We start from the raw sequence: 14,616 nt of genomic DNA, 5'->3' as shown, positions 1-14,616 counted from the left end.
TGAAATTCAAGATATCAGCGGAGGCCCAGCGCCTTGCGCAGCTTCACAGCCAACTGCTGCGCCTGCGCGGACGAGGCCACGTTGGTGAAACCCATCAGCAACCCTTCATCGCGAAAACCCGCTGAGCCTCGCTCCGAAAGCGGCTGGCAATTCAACCCGGCGAGCTGCGCGCGGCGGGCCAGTTCGGTGTCGCGCTCGGTGCGCTCGTCGAAGCGTGCGATCAGGTGCATGCCGCCGCTCTTCAAGTCGATGCGCACCTCGTCGCCGAACGTCTTGAGCAAAGCGGCCACAAGTATCCCGCGCCGACGCGCGTAGAGCAGCCGCATCTTTTTCAGGTGGCGCGGGAAATAGCCGCCCCGCATGAAATCGGCGACCACGGCCTGCGTGATCTGCGGGCTGCCGTTGGAGCCGGTCTGCGCGGCCGTGGCGAAAGCGGCGCAAAGCGATTCCGGTGCCACGACGTAGCCCAGCGCGAGGCCCGGATACAGCACCTTCGAGAAGCTGCCGGCGTACAGCACGCGGTCGTTGCCATCGAGGCTCTTGAGCGCGGGCAGCGGCGGGCCGGCGTAGCGGTATTCGCCGTCGTAGTCGTCTTCCACGATCCACGCCTTCGAGCGCGAAGCCCATTCGAGCAACTGCAGCCGCCGCGCGAGCGACATCGACACGCCGAGCGGCGCCTGGTGCGAGGGCGTGACGACGGCCATGCGTGCCCCGGCCGCCTTGCGCACGCCGCGCGCGACCACCATGCCTTCGTCGTCCACCGGCACGGGCACCGCGCGCAGGCCTCCGCTGCGCAGCACCTCCTGCGTGGGCGGATAGCCCGGGTCCTCGACCCACACGGCATCGCCCTTGTCGAGCAGCGTGTGCGCGATGAGCGCGAGCGATGCGCGGTACCCGCCCGTCACGAAGACCTGCGAAGGGTGGCACGACACGCCGCGCGACACCGCCAGATACGCCGCGATGGCTGCGCGCAGCGGCGCGTAGCCGGAAGGGTCGCCGTAGAACATGTCCGCTGGGGTTGCCGCCCTGGCGCGCCGGGCGGTCAGGCGTGCCCACAACTTGCGCGGGAAGGCGTCGAGCGCCGGAATGCCCAGCTGCAAAGGCGGTGGCGGCCGGGCATCGGCAAGCGCCTGGCGGTCGGTGGGCGCATCGGCACGCCGGCGCTCCCGCCGCGCCGACCGCTGCGCGGGCAGCGAAGGGGAGACCACGGTGCCCGCCTGTCCCTGCGACGAGAAATAGCCCTCGCCCATGAGCAGGTTGTAGGCCGTCTCGATGGTTCCCCGCGAGACGCCCAGTTCGCTGGCAAGGTCGCGTGCCGAGGCGACGCGGTCGCCCGGATGGAGCACGCCTTGCTCGATGGCCGCCCTGAAGCGCGCATAGATCTGCCGGTACAGCGGCGTGGACGTGGCGCGGTCGATCGCCAGAAGGGCGGTGGCGGACTTTTTCTCTTGGATCATGGCCTTGTCGTTCCGGTCAATCTTGCCACTTTTCGGCAGGACATCGAAAACCTAGCATGACCCCATCGAACAGCAGCAGGAAGGACATGCGATGCGCGAGAAGATTTTCGTGGCGGGTGCGGCCGGTGCCATCGGCGCCGCGCTGGTGCCGCTGTTGACGGAGGCGGGCTACGACGTGTACGGCAGTACGCGCCGCGCCGACCGCGCGCATGCGCTGCAGACCCGGGGCGTGGCGCCGGTCGTCGTCGATGTGTTCGACGCAGAGGCGCTTCGCGCGGCGCTGCTTCGCATCCGGCCCGAGGTCGTGGTGCACCAGCTCACCGACCTGCCGGCCGACCTCGATCCCAAGCTCATGGCCGAAGCGGCCCATCGCAATGCCCGCGTGCGCACCGAAGGCACCCGCAACCTCGTGGCCGCGGCACTGGCGGCGGGCAGCCGCCGGCTGGTTGCCCAGAGCATCGCCTGGGCCTACGCGCCGGGGCGCACGCCCCACGTCGAAGACGATCCGCTCGATCTGCAAGCCGAGGGCATCCGACGTGTGAGCGTGGGTGGCGTGGCGGCGCTGGAGCGCAGCGTGCTGGGTGCCGTCGGCATCAAGGCCACGGTGCTGCGCTACGGGCAGATCTACGGGCCAGGCACGTCGACGGCCGTGCCCAAGGGAGCGAGCCCGGTCCACGTGGAGGCCGCGGCCTGGGCCGCGGTGATGGCGTTGCGGCATGCGCAGGGCGGCGTCTTCAACATCGCCGAGGACAATGCCGAAGTCAGCAGCGAGAAGGCCAGGCGCGAGCTGGGCTGGTACGCGTCGCTGCGGCTGCCGCGAGGCTCGGCATCGTGAAGGCGATTCGGCTTCATCGCAGCCAAGTGGGGGCCGGCGTAGCGACGCTGTCGCTCGTGCTTGCGGCCGGCTGGGCGCTGATGCCGCATGGCGGCAAGCAGGAGGCCGCGCAATGGCTCGACGACGTATGCAGCGCCGTGAGTCGGCCGATGTTTTCTTCCGCGCCGGCGCCCGCGGGGTCGGGCGAGGCCGCACGGCCCGCAACGTTGTCAAAGGTGATCTCGTGCGAGCCGCTGCCGCATGTGCCAGGCAAGTCGGTGACCACGGTCATCGTCGACTTTCCGCCGCTCGCCTATTCGCCGGCGCACCGGCACCCGGGCTCGGTGACCGCGATTATTCTCGAAGGCACGATCCGTTCGCAGCTGGGCGGCGGGCCGGTGGGCACGTACAAGACCGGCGAGACCTTCTTCGAGCCGCCGGGCACGCTGCATCTGTTTGCGGAGAACCCCGATCCTGCGGAGCCCGCCAGGCTGGTGGCGGTGTTCGTGGCCGACGCGAACTGCGGGCCGCTGGTGCTGCCGCCCGACTGAGCCGGCTCAGCGGCGCTTGCGCGGCCTTGCAGGCGGCGCAGTCTTCCGGGGACCGAGCGCGCGACGCAGCGCCGGCACCTCGTGCTGGATGTGGTCCCACAGGCGATTCGCGACCGGCCCCTGCGGCCGGTCTCGGCGCCGCGCCGCCACCAGCTCTTCGACGCGGCCGGGCAGGTGGCGCCCGGCGATGGATTGCAGCAGGCCACTCTGCAGCTCGTCCTCGATCAGGAAGCGCGGCATGTGGCCCCAGCCGAGTCCCTGCAGGATGATTTCCTTCTTCATCGACTGGTCGGCCACCGTGCACTGCGGCGCGCCCTCGACCATGAAGTAGTCCTGCTGCGGTGAATGGCGCGCGGTGTCGCGCATCACGCATTGCGTGAACTCGCGCATCCGCTCCGGCGTGATGGCGCGCGGCATCGGCTCCGGCAGCAGGCCCGGCGCCACCACGGGAATGAACGGCACCTTGCACAGGTCCACCCATTCCACGCGCGCGTCGCTCTTGTCGATGCGGTGCAGGATCACATCGGCCTCGCCATCGAAGAGCCGTTCCCGGGGCCCTTCGACCGCCTCGAAATGCAGGTGCAGCCGCGTGCCCGCGCATTGCGAGAAGAACCGGCCGAGCATGCCCAGCACCTGCGGGCGCGGGCACAGGTCGCCGATGACCACGTGCAGCTCGCTCTCCTCGCCCATCGCGAGCTGCGCGGCATGCGTGCGCAGGCCCTCCAGTTCGCGCAGCAGCGACTGCGCCCGGCGATGGAACGAGAGCCCCGCCTCGGTGGCACGCACGCGGTAGCCGCTGCGATCGAGCAGCACCAGATCGAGTTGCCGCTCCAGCTTGGCCACGGCGGCGAACACGGCGGGGTGCGAGCGATGCAGCGCCGTAGCGGCGGCCTGGAAGCCGCCTGCGCGGATCATCGCATCGAAGCATTGCAGGTCGTGCAGGGTAAATTCGGTCATGTCAGTATTGGCTACAGAGATTGACCGATCTTTGTAATATCTTTGAGGAAGAGCCGCAACTACGATTTGCTTCATCGACCCATCGAACTGAAAGCGAGCTCTCCATGACCGACCCACTGAATTTCGTGAACGCCGGCGACGGCGCACGCATCGCGTACCGGATCGACGGCGAAGCCGGCAAGCCTGTGCTGGTGCTGTCCAACTCCATCGGCACCACGCTGCGGATGTGGGACGCGCAGATCGAAGAACTCTCGAAGCACTTCCGCGTGCTGCGCTACGACCTGCGCGGCCATGGCGCTTCGGGCGTCCCCGTCGGTGCCTATTCGCTCGACAGGCTCGGGCGCGATGCGATCGAGCTGCTCGATGCACTGGGCATCGAGCGCGCGCACTTCCTCGGCCTCTCGCTGGGCGGTTTCGTCGGGCAGTGGCTCGGCGTGCATGCGCCCGAGCGGATCGACCGGCTGATCCTGAGCAACACGTCGCCCTACCTCGGGCCTGGAAAGCAATGGGACGAGCGCATCGCCGCCGTGCTGCAGGCGCCGGACCTGTCGGAGACGGCCGAGGTGTTCCTTGCCAACTGGTTCCCCGCACGCATGCTCGCGGCCAGGGAGCCCGTGGTCGATACGTTCCGCGCGATGCTGCTTGCCACCGACCAGCAGGGCCTGGCCGGCGCCTGGGCGGCGGTTCGCGATGCGGACCTGCGCCGCACCATCGCGCTGATCGAGCGGCCCACGCTGGTGATCGCCGGCCAGCACGACACCGTGACGGCCGCGAGCCATGGCGAGCAGATCGCCGCGACCGTGCCAGGCGCCAGGCTGGTGGTGCTGCCCGCGGTGCACCTGTCGAACATCGAGTACCCGGTGGAGTTCATGCAGGCGGTGCTGGGGTTTCTGCGCTGAGGTCGTGCGATGGGCGTTTAGAGTCCTTCGATGGCTCTTACCTACGTCTATCTCGCGGTCGCGATCGTGGTCGAAGTGCTCGCGACCAGCTTCCTCAAGGCCTCCGACAGTTTCACCCGCCTGTGGCCCAGCGTGGCCACGGTGGTGGGCTATGCGGTGTCGTTCTACTTTCTTTCGCTCGCACTGCGCGTACTGCCCACCGGCATCGCGTATGCGATCTGGTCGGGCGTGGGCATCGTGCTCATCTCGGTGGTGAGCTGGCTGTGGTTCGGCCAGTCGCTGGACGGGCCGGCGATCGCCGGGCTGGGGCTGATCATCGCGGGCGTCGTGGTGGTCAACGTGTTCTCGAAATCGGTGGGCCACTGAATGGACGCCGCGAAGCTGTTGCCCGGGCTCCCGCTTGGAAAGACCTGGGTCCGCGCCAGCGAAGGCGAGTCCGGCGATGCGGTGTACCGGCGCAGCGATGGTGCCGCGTTCGCGAAGGTTTCGCTCGGCAAGGGTGCTGCGAAACTCGACGAGGAGCGCCTTCGCACCGAGTGGCTCGCGCCGTTCGGCCTGGGGTCGGCGGCCGTGCTGGACTGGCATGCGTCGAGCGACGGTGCATGCCTCGTCACGCGCGCCGCGCCGGGTGTGCCGGCCAGCGATCTCACGGCGGTCGAGCTGCTGGCGGCATGGCCATCGATCGCCGAGCGGGTAAGGGCGCTGCACGCCATTCCGGCGAGCGATTGCCCGTTCGCGCGCCGCCTCTCGGCGATGTTCGATCGCGCCACCGATGTCGTCGCACGCAATGCGGTGAACCCGGATTTCCTCGACCCCGAGGACCAGGCCATTGCGCCACAGGTGCTGCTCGACCGTCTGCGCGCGGAGTTGCCTGCACGGCTCGCGCAGGAAACACGCGACCTCGTGGTCTGCCACGGCGATGCGTGCCTGCCGAACTTCATGGTCGATCCGCAGACGCTGCGCTGCACCGGCCTTGTCGACCTGGGACGGCTAGGTGCGGCGGACCGGTACGTCGACCTGTCGCTGCTGCTCGCCAATGCGCGAGAGACGTGGACCGACGCCGGGCAGCCGATCTCGGCGCGCGAGTCGCTCTTCGAGGCCCACGGCATTGCCGCCCCCGACGACGAGCGCCTCGCCTTCTACCTGCGCCTGGATCCGCTGACCTGGGGATGAGCGTCGTGGTGGCCGCAGCGGCCACGATTGTTTCCTAACGGTGAACACCGCGGTTCCTTTTGCCAAGGGTTTTTACTTAGATCGCGGCGCACAATTCATCTCACGGACCAGCACTCAACTGATCCGAGTGAACAGGGCCCCGAGCGAGGTGGCCGCCCCCGGAGGGACGGTGACCCACCCAAGACCGGTTCGTAATCAACCAAGCAAGAACTTGAACTGAACTGAAGGAAATCCAAATGACCGCCTCGAAGATCCTCTCCGCCGTCGCTGTTGCCCTGATGGCCGTTGCCGGTGCCGCCCATGCTGAAACCTACGAAGGCGTGCAGCAAGTGAACTCCACCGTGAGCCGCGCCGACGTCGCAGGCCAGGCCGTGGTTGCCGCACGCACCGCCAACCCGTATGCCACCGGCGCCAATGCAGGCCCTGCGCAAGTGTTCGTCTCCTCGACCAGCCGCTCTGCCGTTCGCGCTGAAGCCGCAGTTGCCGCACGCAGCGAGAACCCGTATGCCGAAGGCGCCACCTCGCGTGTCGCACCGGTGCTGGCCAGCGGTGTAGACCGCGCCACGGTGCGTGCCGCAGCCCGCGCCGCCGCTCGTGGCGATGCACTGCCGCTGTAATCGGGTCCACCTCGCCTTCGCTGGCGAGCAGACGTAAAAAAGCCGGGCCCCGCGAAAGCGGGGCCCGGCTTTTTTTGTGTCGATGTGCAAGCGCGGCTAGACGATCCGCTCTTCGATCGGCCCCACGCGGTCCGGATAGAAGGCCACGTGGTCCTTGATCTGCGCGACCGAGTCGTAGGGCGCCTCGTAGGTCCACACCGCATTCACCGAACGCTCGCCGCCGGCCGGAATGCTGTAGTAGTTGGCTTCGCCCTTGTAGGGGCAGTAGGTGGCGTGCTGCGTGCGCTCGAGCAGCGACATCTTCACGTCCTTGCGCGGGATGTAGTGCACCGTGCCGAAGTGCGACTCGCGCAGCGTGAGCGCCTCGCGTGTGTCGGCGACGACGCAACCATCGACCGATACCACCACGCGGTGCGGATTGCGCGCGATGGTGATGGCATGGTCGGGGCCGGGGATCTTGATGGTTCGTTCTGCAGTGGCGAACATGAGCAGGCTCCTTCGGTCAGATCGGGATGAAGGCAAGAAATCGGCGGATGCGCATCTTGCCCCCATGTCATGACGGTTTGAAGCCCCCCGTCAATCGACCCATTCCCAGAATGGTTAAAGGTCGGCGATATGGCTAGAAGCTCAATGACAGGCGCTCGGCTTCCACCCGCGCCCGCGCCAGCGCGGCGGCCACGGTCTCGGGCGGCGCGAGCGTGGGAGCGGCGGCAATCTCCACCACGTCGTCGATGCCCAGAAACCGCAGCCATGTGCGCATGTACGGCTTCTGGAAGTCCTTCTCGTGCGAGGGCAGGCCCACCGGATAGTCGCCGGCGCTCGAATACACGAGCGCGGCGCGCTTGCCGTGCAGCAGACCCGCATAGCCCGCCTGCGGCGACCACGTCCAGTTCTCGCCGGGCAGCGTGACGATGTCGATGTAGTGCTTCAGTTGATAAGGAATACCGAAGTTCCACATCGGCAGGTTGAAGACGTATTTGTCGGCCGCATTGAAGGCGCGCGCGAGATGCACCGCGCCTTGCCAGCGGCGCTGCTGCTCGGCGGTGGCGGTCTGCGAACGCAGCACCGCGAACTTGGCGTCGATCATCGTGGCGTCGAAGGCGGGAAGGTCGGTCTTCCAGAGGTCCAGCGTCTCGATCTCGACTTCGGGGTGGTGCGCCCGGTGCTGCGCGAGAAAGTGAAGTGCCGTGTCCCTGGAGCGCGAACGGGCGCCGGTGGGCGACGCCTCGATGTGCAGGATGCGTGTGGTGGCGGTCATGCGTGGCGGCTCCCGCATCAGGCTTCGGTGAGCCGCAGCCCGACCGAACCGGCGACCACCAGCACGATGCAACCCAGCCGCGCCGCCGAGAGCGCCTCGCCGAACCACAGCACGCCCATCAGCACCACGCCGACCGATCCGATGCCGGTCCAGATCGCGTAGGCCGGGCCGAGCGGAAGGTAGCCGAGCGCCTTGGCCAGGAGGAAGATGCTCACGAGCGCCGTCAGCACGCCGAGCACCGATGGCACGAGCCGCGTCCAGTCCTCCGATTGCTTGAGCGCCGCGGCCATCGCGATCTCGACGAGGCCTGCGGCCAGAAGAAAAACCCATCCCATGAAAGACTCCTTGTTGCGGGGGAAAAGAGCGAGACCCGATACTTCCCGCCGCCGCTCTCTTCAACAAGTACGCACCTTCTGGTAACCATGGGAATCGAAAAGCCGCCGTCCACCACCCCCGCGCCTGTGGCAGGCGAGGCCGATGCACCGGCCGATGTGTGGAGCGCCGGCTGCCCGTCGCGCCGCGTGCTCGAGCTGGTCGCCAACAAGTGGGCACTGCTGGTCATTCCGCTGCTGCGCGGCAAGCCGCAGCGCAACAACGAACTGCTGCGCCGGGTTGGTGGCATCTCGCAGAAGATGCTCACGCAGACCCTGCGCGAGCTGGAGCTCAACGGGCTCGTGCTGCGCGACGACCGCCAGACGGTGCCGCCGCATGTGGAGTACCGGCTCAGCGCGCTCGGCCTGTCGCTGAGCAAGACGCTGCTGGCCGTGGACCGCTGGGCCGAGTCGAACCACGCGGAGATCGACAGGGCGCAGAAGGTGGCGCGCGCCAGGTTCTAGGGGGCGTTCTCCGGGCCCGGAACAGCGGGCGTGGAATGCGCATGGTGCGCATGGTGCGCATGGCGCGCACAGCCCGCAACATCGCACCCGACCCGGCAGTTCCATTGCGACGCCAGGATGATGGTGCACATGTCGATGCGCTTGAAGCCCGGCTCCTTGAACGCCAACACGTCGTCATTGAAGGTGCCGAAGGTGCTGTCGGGCCGGTGCTTCATGCCCTGGTGGAAGGCATCGATGATTCCATGCGCAAAGTCCGCTTCCCGCGGAAAGACGGCCACGACGGCTTCGCGCTGCGCATCGGTGAACTGGTCGTAGCCGCGGCCCGCCACATCCATGCCGGCGCCCGCCTGCACCAGCGCGACCTCCGCGCGCATGAACTGCGGGATGCCGGGCGTCGTGTGCAGCGCGACGGCGTTCCAGACCGTTTCGATGTCGCGCTCGCCGATGCCGTGCCCCTGCAGGAAATCGCGCGCGGCGTTCGCGCCATCGACCTCGAAGCGAAGCTGGCTTGCTTCATAGCGCGGGGTGAGGCCGATGTCGTGGAACATGCAGGCTGCGTACAGCAGCTCGGTATCGAACTTCAAGCCGCTCCGGTTCCCTGTCAAGGCGCTCCAGCAGTAGACGCGCAGGGAGTGGTGAAAGAGCAGGTCGCTTTCGGTGTCGCGAATGAACTGCGTCATCTCGCGCGCGAGCTGGCTGTCGGGAATGCGTATGCCTGGGATGTCCGTGCGCATCGTGAACCTATGGGTTGCCTGGACACGATCATGGGCGAACGCCAAACCGAATGGAATTGATGTCTCTGCAATTCCACAATGCAGGCCGTTCAAGGGGCCGCGCGCCGTGGGCCTCGACCTGCCGTGGTTCGGGCTTGCTCCGGCGCGCGCACTTTCAGAACGGCGAGTCGGGGAAGTAGTATTTCGCCGCGTTCTCCTTGGTGACCAGCACCGATGGAATGATCGTCGTCGCCGGCATCGTGCCGCCTTCCACGCGCGCCTTCGCCGTGAGGTTCATCGCGTCGGCGATCATGCTGGGCGCATAGGTCACGTCGGCCGAGACGATCTTGTCGCCGTCCATCACCTTCTTGATGTAACCCTTGGCGCCGGCGCCGCCCACCACCAGCTTCACGTCGTCGCGCTTGGCCTGCTCGATGGCCTTCTGCACGCCCACGGCCATGTCGTCGTCGGAGGCCCACACCGCATCGATCTGCTTGAAGCGCGTGAGGTAGTCCTGCATGACCTTGAACGCGTCGTCGCGGTTCCAGTTGCCGTGCTTGGCATCGAGCACCTTGATGCCGGGGTTGGCCTTCATCACTTCGTTGAAGGCATCCACGCGCTGGTTGTCGATCACCGTCGGAATGCCGCGCAGGATGACCACGTTGCCCTTGCCGCCCATGGCCTTGGCCATGTACTCGCCCGCCACCTTGCCGAAGCCCGGGTTGTCGCCGGCCACGTAGGCGCTCTGCGCGTTCGGGTCGGTGAGGCCGCGGTCGACCACCGTCACGAACACGCCCTTGGACTTGACCTGCGCCACCGGCTTGGTGAGCGGCGCCGATTCGAAGGGCAGGATGACCAGCGTGTCGATCTTGTTGACCGTCTGCAGGTCCTGCACCTGGTTGGCCTGCTCGGTGGCCGAGCCCGCGGTCTTCACGAAGACCTTCATGCCGGGATATTGCTTCTCCAGTTCGGCCTTGGTGCGGTTGGCCCAGTAGACGACGCCGCCGGTCCAGCCGTGTGTGGCGGCGGGCACCGAGACGCCCATCACCGTCGCCTTGTTCTGGGCCAGCGCGGGCAGGCTCGCGAGCGCGCACACCGCCAGTGCGATGCAGGAAAAGATTCTTCGGTTCGTCATGGTCTCTTGTCTCCTTCGTTGTAGATAAAGCTAGCTCGATGGGTTATTTCGCCGTGGTGCTCGTCTGCAAACCCAGCATCCGGCGAAGTTGCTGGGTATCGGTCTGGGCGCCTGCGAAGTCGTCGAAGGCTTTCTCGGTCGTCCGGATGATGTGGCGGCGGATGAATTCCGCGCCCTCGGCCGCGCCGTCCTCGGGGTGCTTGAGGCAGCACTCCCACTCGAGCACGGCCCAGCTGTCGTAGTTGTATTGCGCCATCTTCGAGAAGATGGCGCCGAAGTCGATCTGCCCGTCCCCGAGCGACCGGAAGCGCCCCGCACGGTTCACCCACGGCTGGAAGCCCGAGTACACGCCCTGGCGGCCCGTGGGGCGGAACTCCGCATCCTTGATGTGCAGCGCCTTGATGCGTGAGTGATAGATGTCGATGAACTCCAGGTAGTCCAGCTGCTGCAGCAGAAAGTGCGACGGGTCGTAGTTGATGCAGCAGCGCGGATGGTTCTTCACGCGCTCCAGGAACATCTCGAAGGTCACGCCGTCGAACAGGTCCTCGCCCGGATGCAGCTCGAAGCAGACGTGGCAGTCGGCGTCTTCGAATGCATCGAAGATCGGGTGCCAGCGCTTGGCGAGTTCGTCGAAAGCGGCCTCGATCAGACCCGCCGGCCGCGGCGGCCACGGATAGAGATACGGCCACGCGAGCGCCCCCGGAAAACTCACAGTGCTCTTCAAGCCCAGGTTGCGCGAGGCCTTCGCGGCGAACAGCATCTGCTCCACCGCCCACGCCTGCCGCGCGACCGGGTTGCGCCGGTAGGCCTCGGGCGCGAAGCCGTCGAAGGCCTCGCCGTAGGCCGGGTGCACCGCCACGAGCTGCCCCTGCAGGTGCGTGCCGAGTTCGGTGATCTCCACGCCGTTCTCGCGCGCCACGCCGGCCACTTCGTCGCAGTAGGTCTTCGATTCGGCGGCCTTCTTCAGGTCGAAGATGCGCGCGTCCCACGAGGGAATCTGCACGCCCTTGAAGCCGAGCCCGCCGGCCCAGCGCGTGATCGCGTCCCACGAATCGAACGGCGCCGTGTCGCTCGCGAATTGCGCGAGGTAGATGCCCGGGCCCTTGATGTTGGTTGCCATGTGCCGACGCTCCTGCAGAAAAGTTCAAAGAAAGAGGGACCGCACCGCCGCATTCACGGCAGGTTGTCCTTGAGGTAGATATCGATGCGGATGCGCTCCTGGTCCGCATGCACCGCTTCGCGCGTGAGGCGCGCGATGGCCAGGCGCAGGGCAGAGCGGATCTCGTGGCCCGCGTCCTGGTTGATGACCGCGGCCATCGTGCCGTCGAGCAGGTCGGCGCGCGCGGCCGGCGTGAGTTCGTGGCCGACGAAGACGATCTTGCCGGCGCGCCCGCTCGCCTTGAGCGTGGCCGAAATGCCGCGGTTGCCCGCGCCCACGCTGTAGAGCGCCACGAGCTTCGGGTGCGCGGCAAGAAGGCGCGCCGAGAGCTCCTTGGTGAGCTCCGGATCGTCCTTGCCCTCCATCGGCGGCAGCACCTTGAGGCCGGGGTACTCGGCGGACATCACCTGGCCGAAGCCCAGGCTGCGCTCCGCATGGTCGCGCAGCGAGAGGCTGCCGACGATCACGCCGACCTCGCCTTTCGCACCCTTCGGGCCTCCCGAGAAGCGGCCGACCAGCGTGCCTGCAGTGCGGCCCGCTGCCACGTTGTCGATGCCCACGAAATGCTGGCGCCGCGATTTAGGCACGTCCGACACCAGCGTGATGACGCCGATGCCGTGTTCGACGAGTTCGTCGATGGCCGCCTGCACCAGCGGGTGGTCGAGCGCCATCACCACGGCCGTGTCGCACTGGCCGCGCAGCGAGAGGACGCGGCGCGCAAGGCGCTGCGGCTCGAACACGTCGACCGCATGCGTCTGCGCGGTCACGCGGTGGTCTTCCATCCAGCCGTCGCTGCCGGCGATCTGCTCGCGCAGCATTTCCACGAAGGTGTTGGTGCCGGCGGGCAGCAGAAAGCTCACGCGGTGCGGGTGCGGCCGCGCGAGGCGGGCGGCCGACGGGTCGGGCCGGTAGTTCAGCCGATTGACCGCCTCTTGCACCTGCGCGATTGAGCGGGCGTGCACGCCGGGGCGCTTGTTGAGCACCCGGTCCACGGTGGCCAGGCTCACATCGGCTTCGCGCGCCACGTCGCTGAGCGTGGCACGGCCGATCTGTCCGGCGTTTCGCTGCGGAGTGGAGGGCATGGGCGGATTCTGAGGTGCGTACCTCATTTTGATGTGGGGGGAAACCCGGGAGGGATTTCGAGGGGTGACGCTTTGCCCCTTCCCCCTCTCGCGGAAGGCTGGGACGGGGGCGGGCAGGGCGTGCCCGGTGGTAGCGCCGCGTGCCCCCACCCCCAACCCTCCCCCAGAGGGGGAGGGAGCAGGAAGTCAGACGGCGGACGGAGCCGACTTTTGGCGATACTTCGGCCCGTCACACCCAGACGCAGGACAAGAAATGGCCGACTACCCCCACGACATCTACTCAGAACCCGAACCCGATCCGCACACGCTCTCCAACCTCGGCCCGCTCACCGGCCTCGCAGGCATCTGGACCAGCGCGGCGGGCCACGACGTCGCACCGAAGGAAGACGGTCCCGAGGCCGAGGCCTACATCGAGCACGCCGAATTCCAGCCCATCGACGCGCAGACCAACGGGCCGCAGATCCTCTACGGGCTGCGCTATCACGTGCGCATCGTCAAGCCCGACGAGGTGGAGAGCTTTCACGACCAGGTCGGCTACTGGCTCTGGGAGGCCGCCACGGGCACAGTGATCCAGACGCTGACGATCCCGCGCGGGCAGGCCGTCATGGCCATGGGGCATGCGGCGCCCGATGCGAAGTCGTTCAAGCTCGAGGCGGTGCGCGGCGCGGCGACCAACGGCATCCTCTCCAACCCGTTCCTGGAGCATGCGTTCAAGACGCTGCGCTACGACGTTTCGGTCACCATCCACGACAACGCCAGCTGGTCGTACGAACAGGTCACGCTGCTCGAGGTGCTCGGCAAGCCCGAGCCTTTCCGCCACACCGACCGCAACACGCTGCACAAGATCGGCGAGCCCACGCCCAACCCGACCGCGCGCGCCGCGCTGGCCCAGTTGGTCGCTGCTTCCACGTCCGCGTGAGACGTCGCCGGGCCTCCCTGCCGGGGCCGAAGTAGAGCGGGGCGGGCCATCGTGGGGCCCGCAGACATCGTTGCGGCGAGCCTGCCTCAGTCGAACTTCAGCGCGCCCAGCCGCGCGACGACCAGGTCATGCAGCGTCTGCGCTGCCACCGACAGGCTCCCCTCGCGCCGCTGCACGAGATACAGCGTCCGCGTGAGCGCCGGCAGCGGCAGCGGCCGCGTCACCAGCGTCTCTCGCCGGAAGTGAAAGAGCGTGAGCGCCGGCACCACGCTGATGCCGAGGCCCGCCTCCACCAGCCCCATCACCGTGGCCAGGTGTTCCACCTCGAACACCGCGTTCAGCCGAAGCGGATGCAGCGCTGCATCGAGCGCCTGCCGCACGCTGCTGTTGCGTGCCATCTGGATGAAGGGCCACGGCGCGATCTTCTTGACCGACAAGCGCGCCTCGTGCGCGAGCGGGTGGTCGGCGCGGCACACCAGGTGAAAGCGATCGGTGCACAGCTTGCGCGCGCGCAGGTCGCTGTCGGCCGCCGCACCTGAAGCCGCGAGCGCGAAGTCGGCCTGGCCGCTGCGCACCAGCGCCACGCAGGCGTCGGAGAGCGCATCGTCCAGGTCGATGCGGATGCCGGGCCAGGCCTGCATGAACTCCGCGAACACCGTGGGCAGCCACCCCGCCGCGAGCGAGGGCAGGGCCGCGACGCGCACGCGACCCTTTCGGCGCTCCACATGGTCGGCCAGATCGCCCATGGCGCTGCCCATGTCGTCGAGCAGGCGGCGCGCCGAACTCTCGAAGAGCCGGCCTTCGGGCGTGAGCTGCACGCTGCGCGTGTCGCGGTCGAACAGGCGCGTGCCGATGGCGTCTTCGAGCGTGCGGATCAGCGCACTGAATGCGGGCTGCGACAGGTGGCTGGTCTGCGCCGCGCGCGTGAAGTTGCGGTGCTCGGCCAGCGCGAGAAAGGCGCGCAGTTGCCGCGTGGAGAGGTCCGGCATCTTTCTCATGTCTCTTGGCCTTGTTATTTGAAAAGCAGATCAATCGATCCGAATTTC

General features: G+C 67.6%; 18 protein-coding genes. 8 read left to right on the top strand and 10 right to left on the bottom strand.

Annotation, left to right across the window (positions count from 1 at the left end; all coding sequences use genetic code 11):
- Positions 1–14 precede the first annotated feature (14 nt).
- Complete coding sequence (locus tag RT97_RS13890; RefSeq protein ID WP_042579347.1) at positions 15–1,457, bottom strand: PLP-dependent aminotransferase family protein; 1,443 nt, start codon at positions 1,455–1,457, stop codon at positions 15–17.
- A 91-nt stretch (positions 1,458–1,548) separates the two neighbouring features.
- On the opposite strand from RT97_RS13890, the gene RT97_RS13885 reads away from it, so the two are divergent.
- Both RT97_RS13885 and RT97_RS13880 read left to right on the top strand, forming a co-directional pair.
- On the top strand, positions 1,549–2,292 hold the full coding sequence (locus RT97_RS13885) for an NAD-dependent epimerase/dehydratase family protein (protein ID WP_042579346.1): 744 nt from the start codon (positions 1,549–1,551) through the stop codon (positions 2,290–2,292).
- Positions 2,289–2,822 (top strand): cupin domain-containing protein, encoded by a 534-nt coding sequence (locus RT97_RS13880; RefSeq protein ID WP_042579345.1) that lies wholly within the window; start codon positions 2,289–2,291, stop codon positions 2,820–2,822. The genes RT97_RS13885 and RT97_RS13880 overlap by 4 nt, the downstream gene beginning before the upstream one ends.
- A gap of 6 nt (positions 2,823–2,828) precedes the next feature.
- On the opposite strand, the gene RT97_RS13875 is transcribed toward RT97_RS13880, so the two are convergent.
- A complete protein-coding gene (locus RT97_RS13875) occupies positions 2,829–3,779 on the bottom strand; it encodes a LysR family transcriptional regulator (RefSeq protein WP_042579344.1) in 951 nt (316 codons plus the stop codon).
- 104 nt (positions 3,780–3,883) lie between these two features.
- Here RT97_RS13875 and pcaD point away from each other — a divergent pair, with 104 nt between their 5' ends.
- The 4 genes from pcaD (at position 3,884) to RT97_RS13855 (ending at position 6,468) form a co-directional block, all read left to right on the top strand.
- A complete protein-coding gene (gene pcaD / locus RT97_RS13870; protein WP_042579343.1) occupies positions 3,884–4,678 on the top strand; it encodes a 3-oxoadipate enol-lactonase in 795 nt (264 codons plus the stop codon).
- A 30-nt stretch (positions 4,679–4,708) separates the two neighbouring features.
- Positions 4,709–5,044 carry an SMR family transporter gene (locus RT97_RS13865; RefSeq protein ID WP_042579342.1) on the top strand — a complete coding sequence of 112 codons (336 nt, stop codon included), beginning with the start codon at positions 4,709–4,711 and terminating at the stop codon, positions 5,042–5,044.
- Entirely contained in the window at positions 5,045–5,851 is an 807-nt protein-coding gene (locus tag RT97_RS13860) for an APH(3'') family aminoglycoside O-phosphotransferase (protein WP_080898286.1), read from the top strand. It begins immediately after the preceding gene.
- Positions 5,852–6,087: 236 nt separating this feature from the next.
- Positions 6,088–6,468 carry a hypothetical protein gene (locus RT97_RS13855; RefSeq protein ID WP_042579341.1) on the top strand — a complete coding sequence of 127 codons (381 nt, stop codon included), beginning with the start codon at positions 6,088–6,090 and terminating at the stop codon, positions 6,466–6,468.
- Positions 6,469–6,564: 96 nt separating this feature from the next.
- Here RT97_RS13855 and RT97_RS13850 read toward each other — a convergent pair whose 3' ends face one another.
- From RT97_RS13850 to RT97_RS13840, 3 genes are all read right to left on the bottom strand, one after another.
- Entirely contained in the window at positions 6,565–6,954 is a 390-nt protein-coding gene (locus RT97_RS13850) for a DUF427 domain-containing protein (RefSeq protein WP_042579340.1), read from the bottom strand.
- A 133-nt stretch (positions 6,955–7,087) separates the two neighbouring features.
- Positions 7,088–7,726, bottom strand: a complete 639-nt coding sequence (locus tag RT97_RS13845; protein ID WP_042579339.1) for an FMN-dependent NADH-azoreductase — start codon at positions 7,724–7,726, stop codon at positions 7,088–7,090.
- 17 nt (positions 7,727–7,743) lie between these two features.
- Positions 7,744–8,061, bottom strand: a complete 318-nt coding sequence (locus RT97_RS13840; protein WP_042579338.1) for a DMT family transporter — start codon at positions 8,059–8,061, stop codon at positions 7,744–7,746.
- Between the two features lie 87 nt (positions 8,062–8,148).
- Here RT97_RS13840 and RT97_RS13835 point away from each other — a divergent pair, with 87 nt between their 5' ends.
- On the top strand, positions 8,149–8,562 hold the full coding sequence (locus tag RT97_RS13835) for a winged helix-turn-helix transcriptional regulator (RefSeq protein ID WP_052810651.1): 414 nt from the start codon (positions 8,149–8,151) through the stop codon (positions 8,560–8,562).
- On the opposite strand, the gene RT97_RS13830 is transcribed toward RT97_RS13835, so the two are convergent.
- The 4 genes from RT97_RS13830 to RT97_RS13815 form a co-directional block, all read right to left on the bottom strand.
- Positions 8,559–9,296 carry an HD domain-containing protein gene (locus tag RT97_RS13830; protein ID WP_042579337.1) on the bottom strand — a complete coding sequence of 246 codons (738 nt, stop codon included), beginning with the start codon at positions 9,294–9,296 and terminating at the stop codon, positions 8,559–8,561. The genes RT97_RS13835 and RT97_RS13830 overlap by 4 nt on opposite strands.
- Before the next feature lie 154 nt (positions 9,297–9,450).
- Positions 9,451–10,410 carry an ABC transporter substrate-binding protein gene (locus RT97_RS13825; RefSeq protein ID WP_042579336.1) on the bottom strand — a complete coding sequence of 320 codons (960 nt, stop codon included), beginning with the start codon at positions 10,408–10,410 and terminating at the stop codon, positions 9,451–9,453.
- 43 nt (positions 10,411–10,453) lie between these two features.
- A complete protein-coding gene (locus RT97_RS13820) occupies positions 10,454–11,530 on the bottom strand; it encodes a sugar phosphate isomerase/epimerase family protein (protein ID WP_042579335.1) in 1,077 nt (358 codons plus the stop codon).
- Between the two features lie 53 nt (positions 11,531–11,583).
- The gene (locus RT97_RS13815; protein ID WP_042579334.1) at positions 11,584–12,651 is read right to left on the bottom strand and encodes a LacI family DNA-binding transcriptional regulator; all 1,068 of its coding nucleotides are present in this window, start codon (positions 12,649–12,651) and stop codon (positions 11,584–11,586) included.
- 253 nt (positions 12,652–12,904) lie between these two features.
- On the opposite strand from RT97_RS13815, the gene RT97_RS13810 reads away from it, so the two are divergent.
- On the top strand, positions 12,905–13,570 hold the full coding sequence (locus RT97_RS13810) for an FABP family protein (RefSeq protein WP_042579333.1): 666 nt from the start codon (positions 12,905–12,907) through the stop codon (positions 13,568–13,570).
- A gap of 86 nt (positions 13,571–13,656) precedes the next feature.
- Here RT97_RS13810 and RT97_RS13805 read toward each other — a convergent pair whose 3' ends face one another.
- A complete protein-coding gene (locus RT97_RS13805; RefSeq protein WP_042579332.1) occupies positions 13,657–14,568 on the bottom strand; it encodes a LysR family transcriptional regulator in 912 nt (303 codons plus the stop codon).
- Positions 14,569–14,616 lie beyond the last annotated feature (48 nt).

It is taken from the genome of Variovorax paradoxus (assembly GCF_000834655.1).
Classification (GTDB): Bacteria; Pseudomonadota; Gammaproteobacteria; order Burkholderiales; family Burkholderiaceae_C; genus Variovorax; species Variovorax paradoxus_F.
Note: the sequence above shows the minus strand (reverse complement) of the source record. Positions and strands in the feature narration are given on the sequence as shown.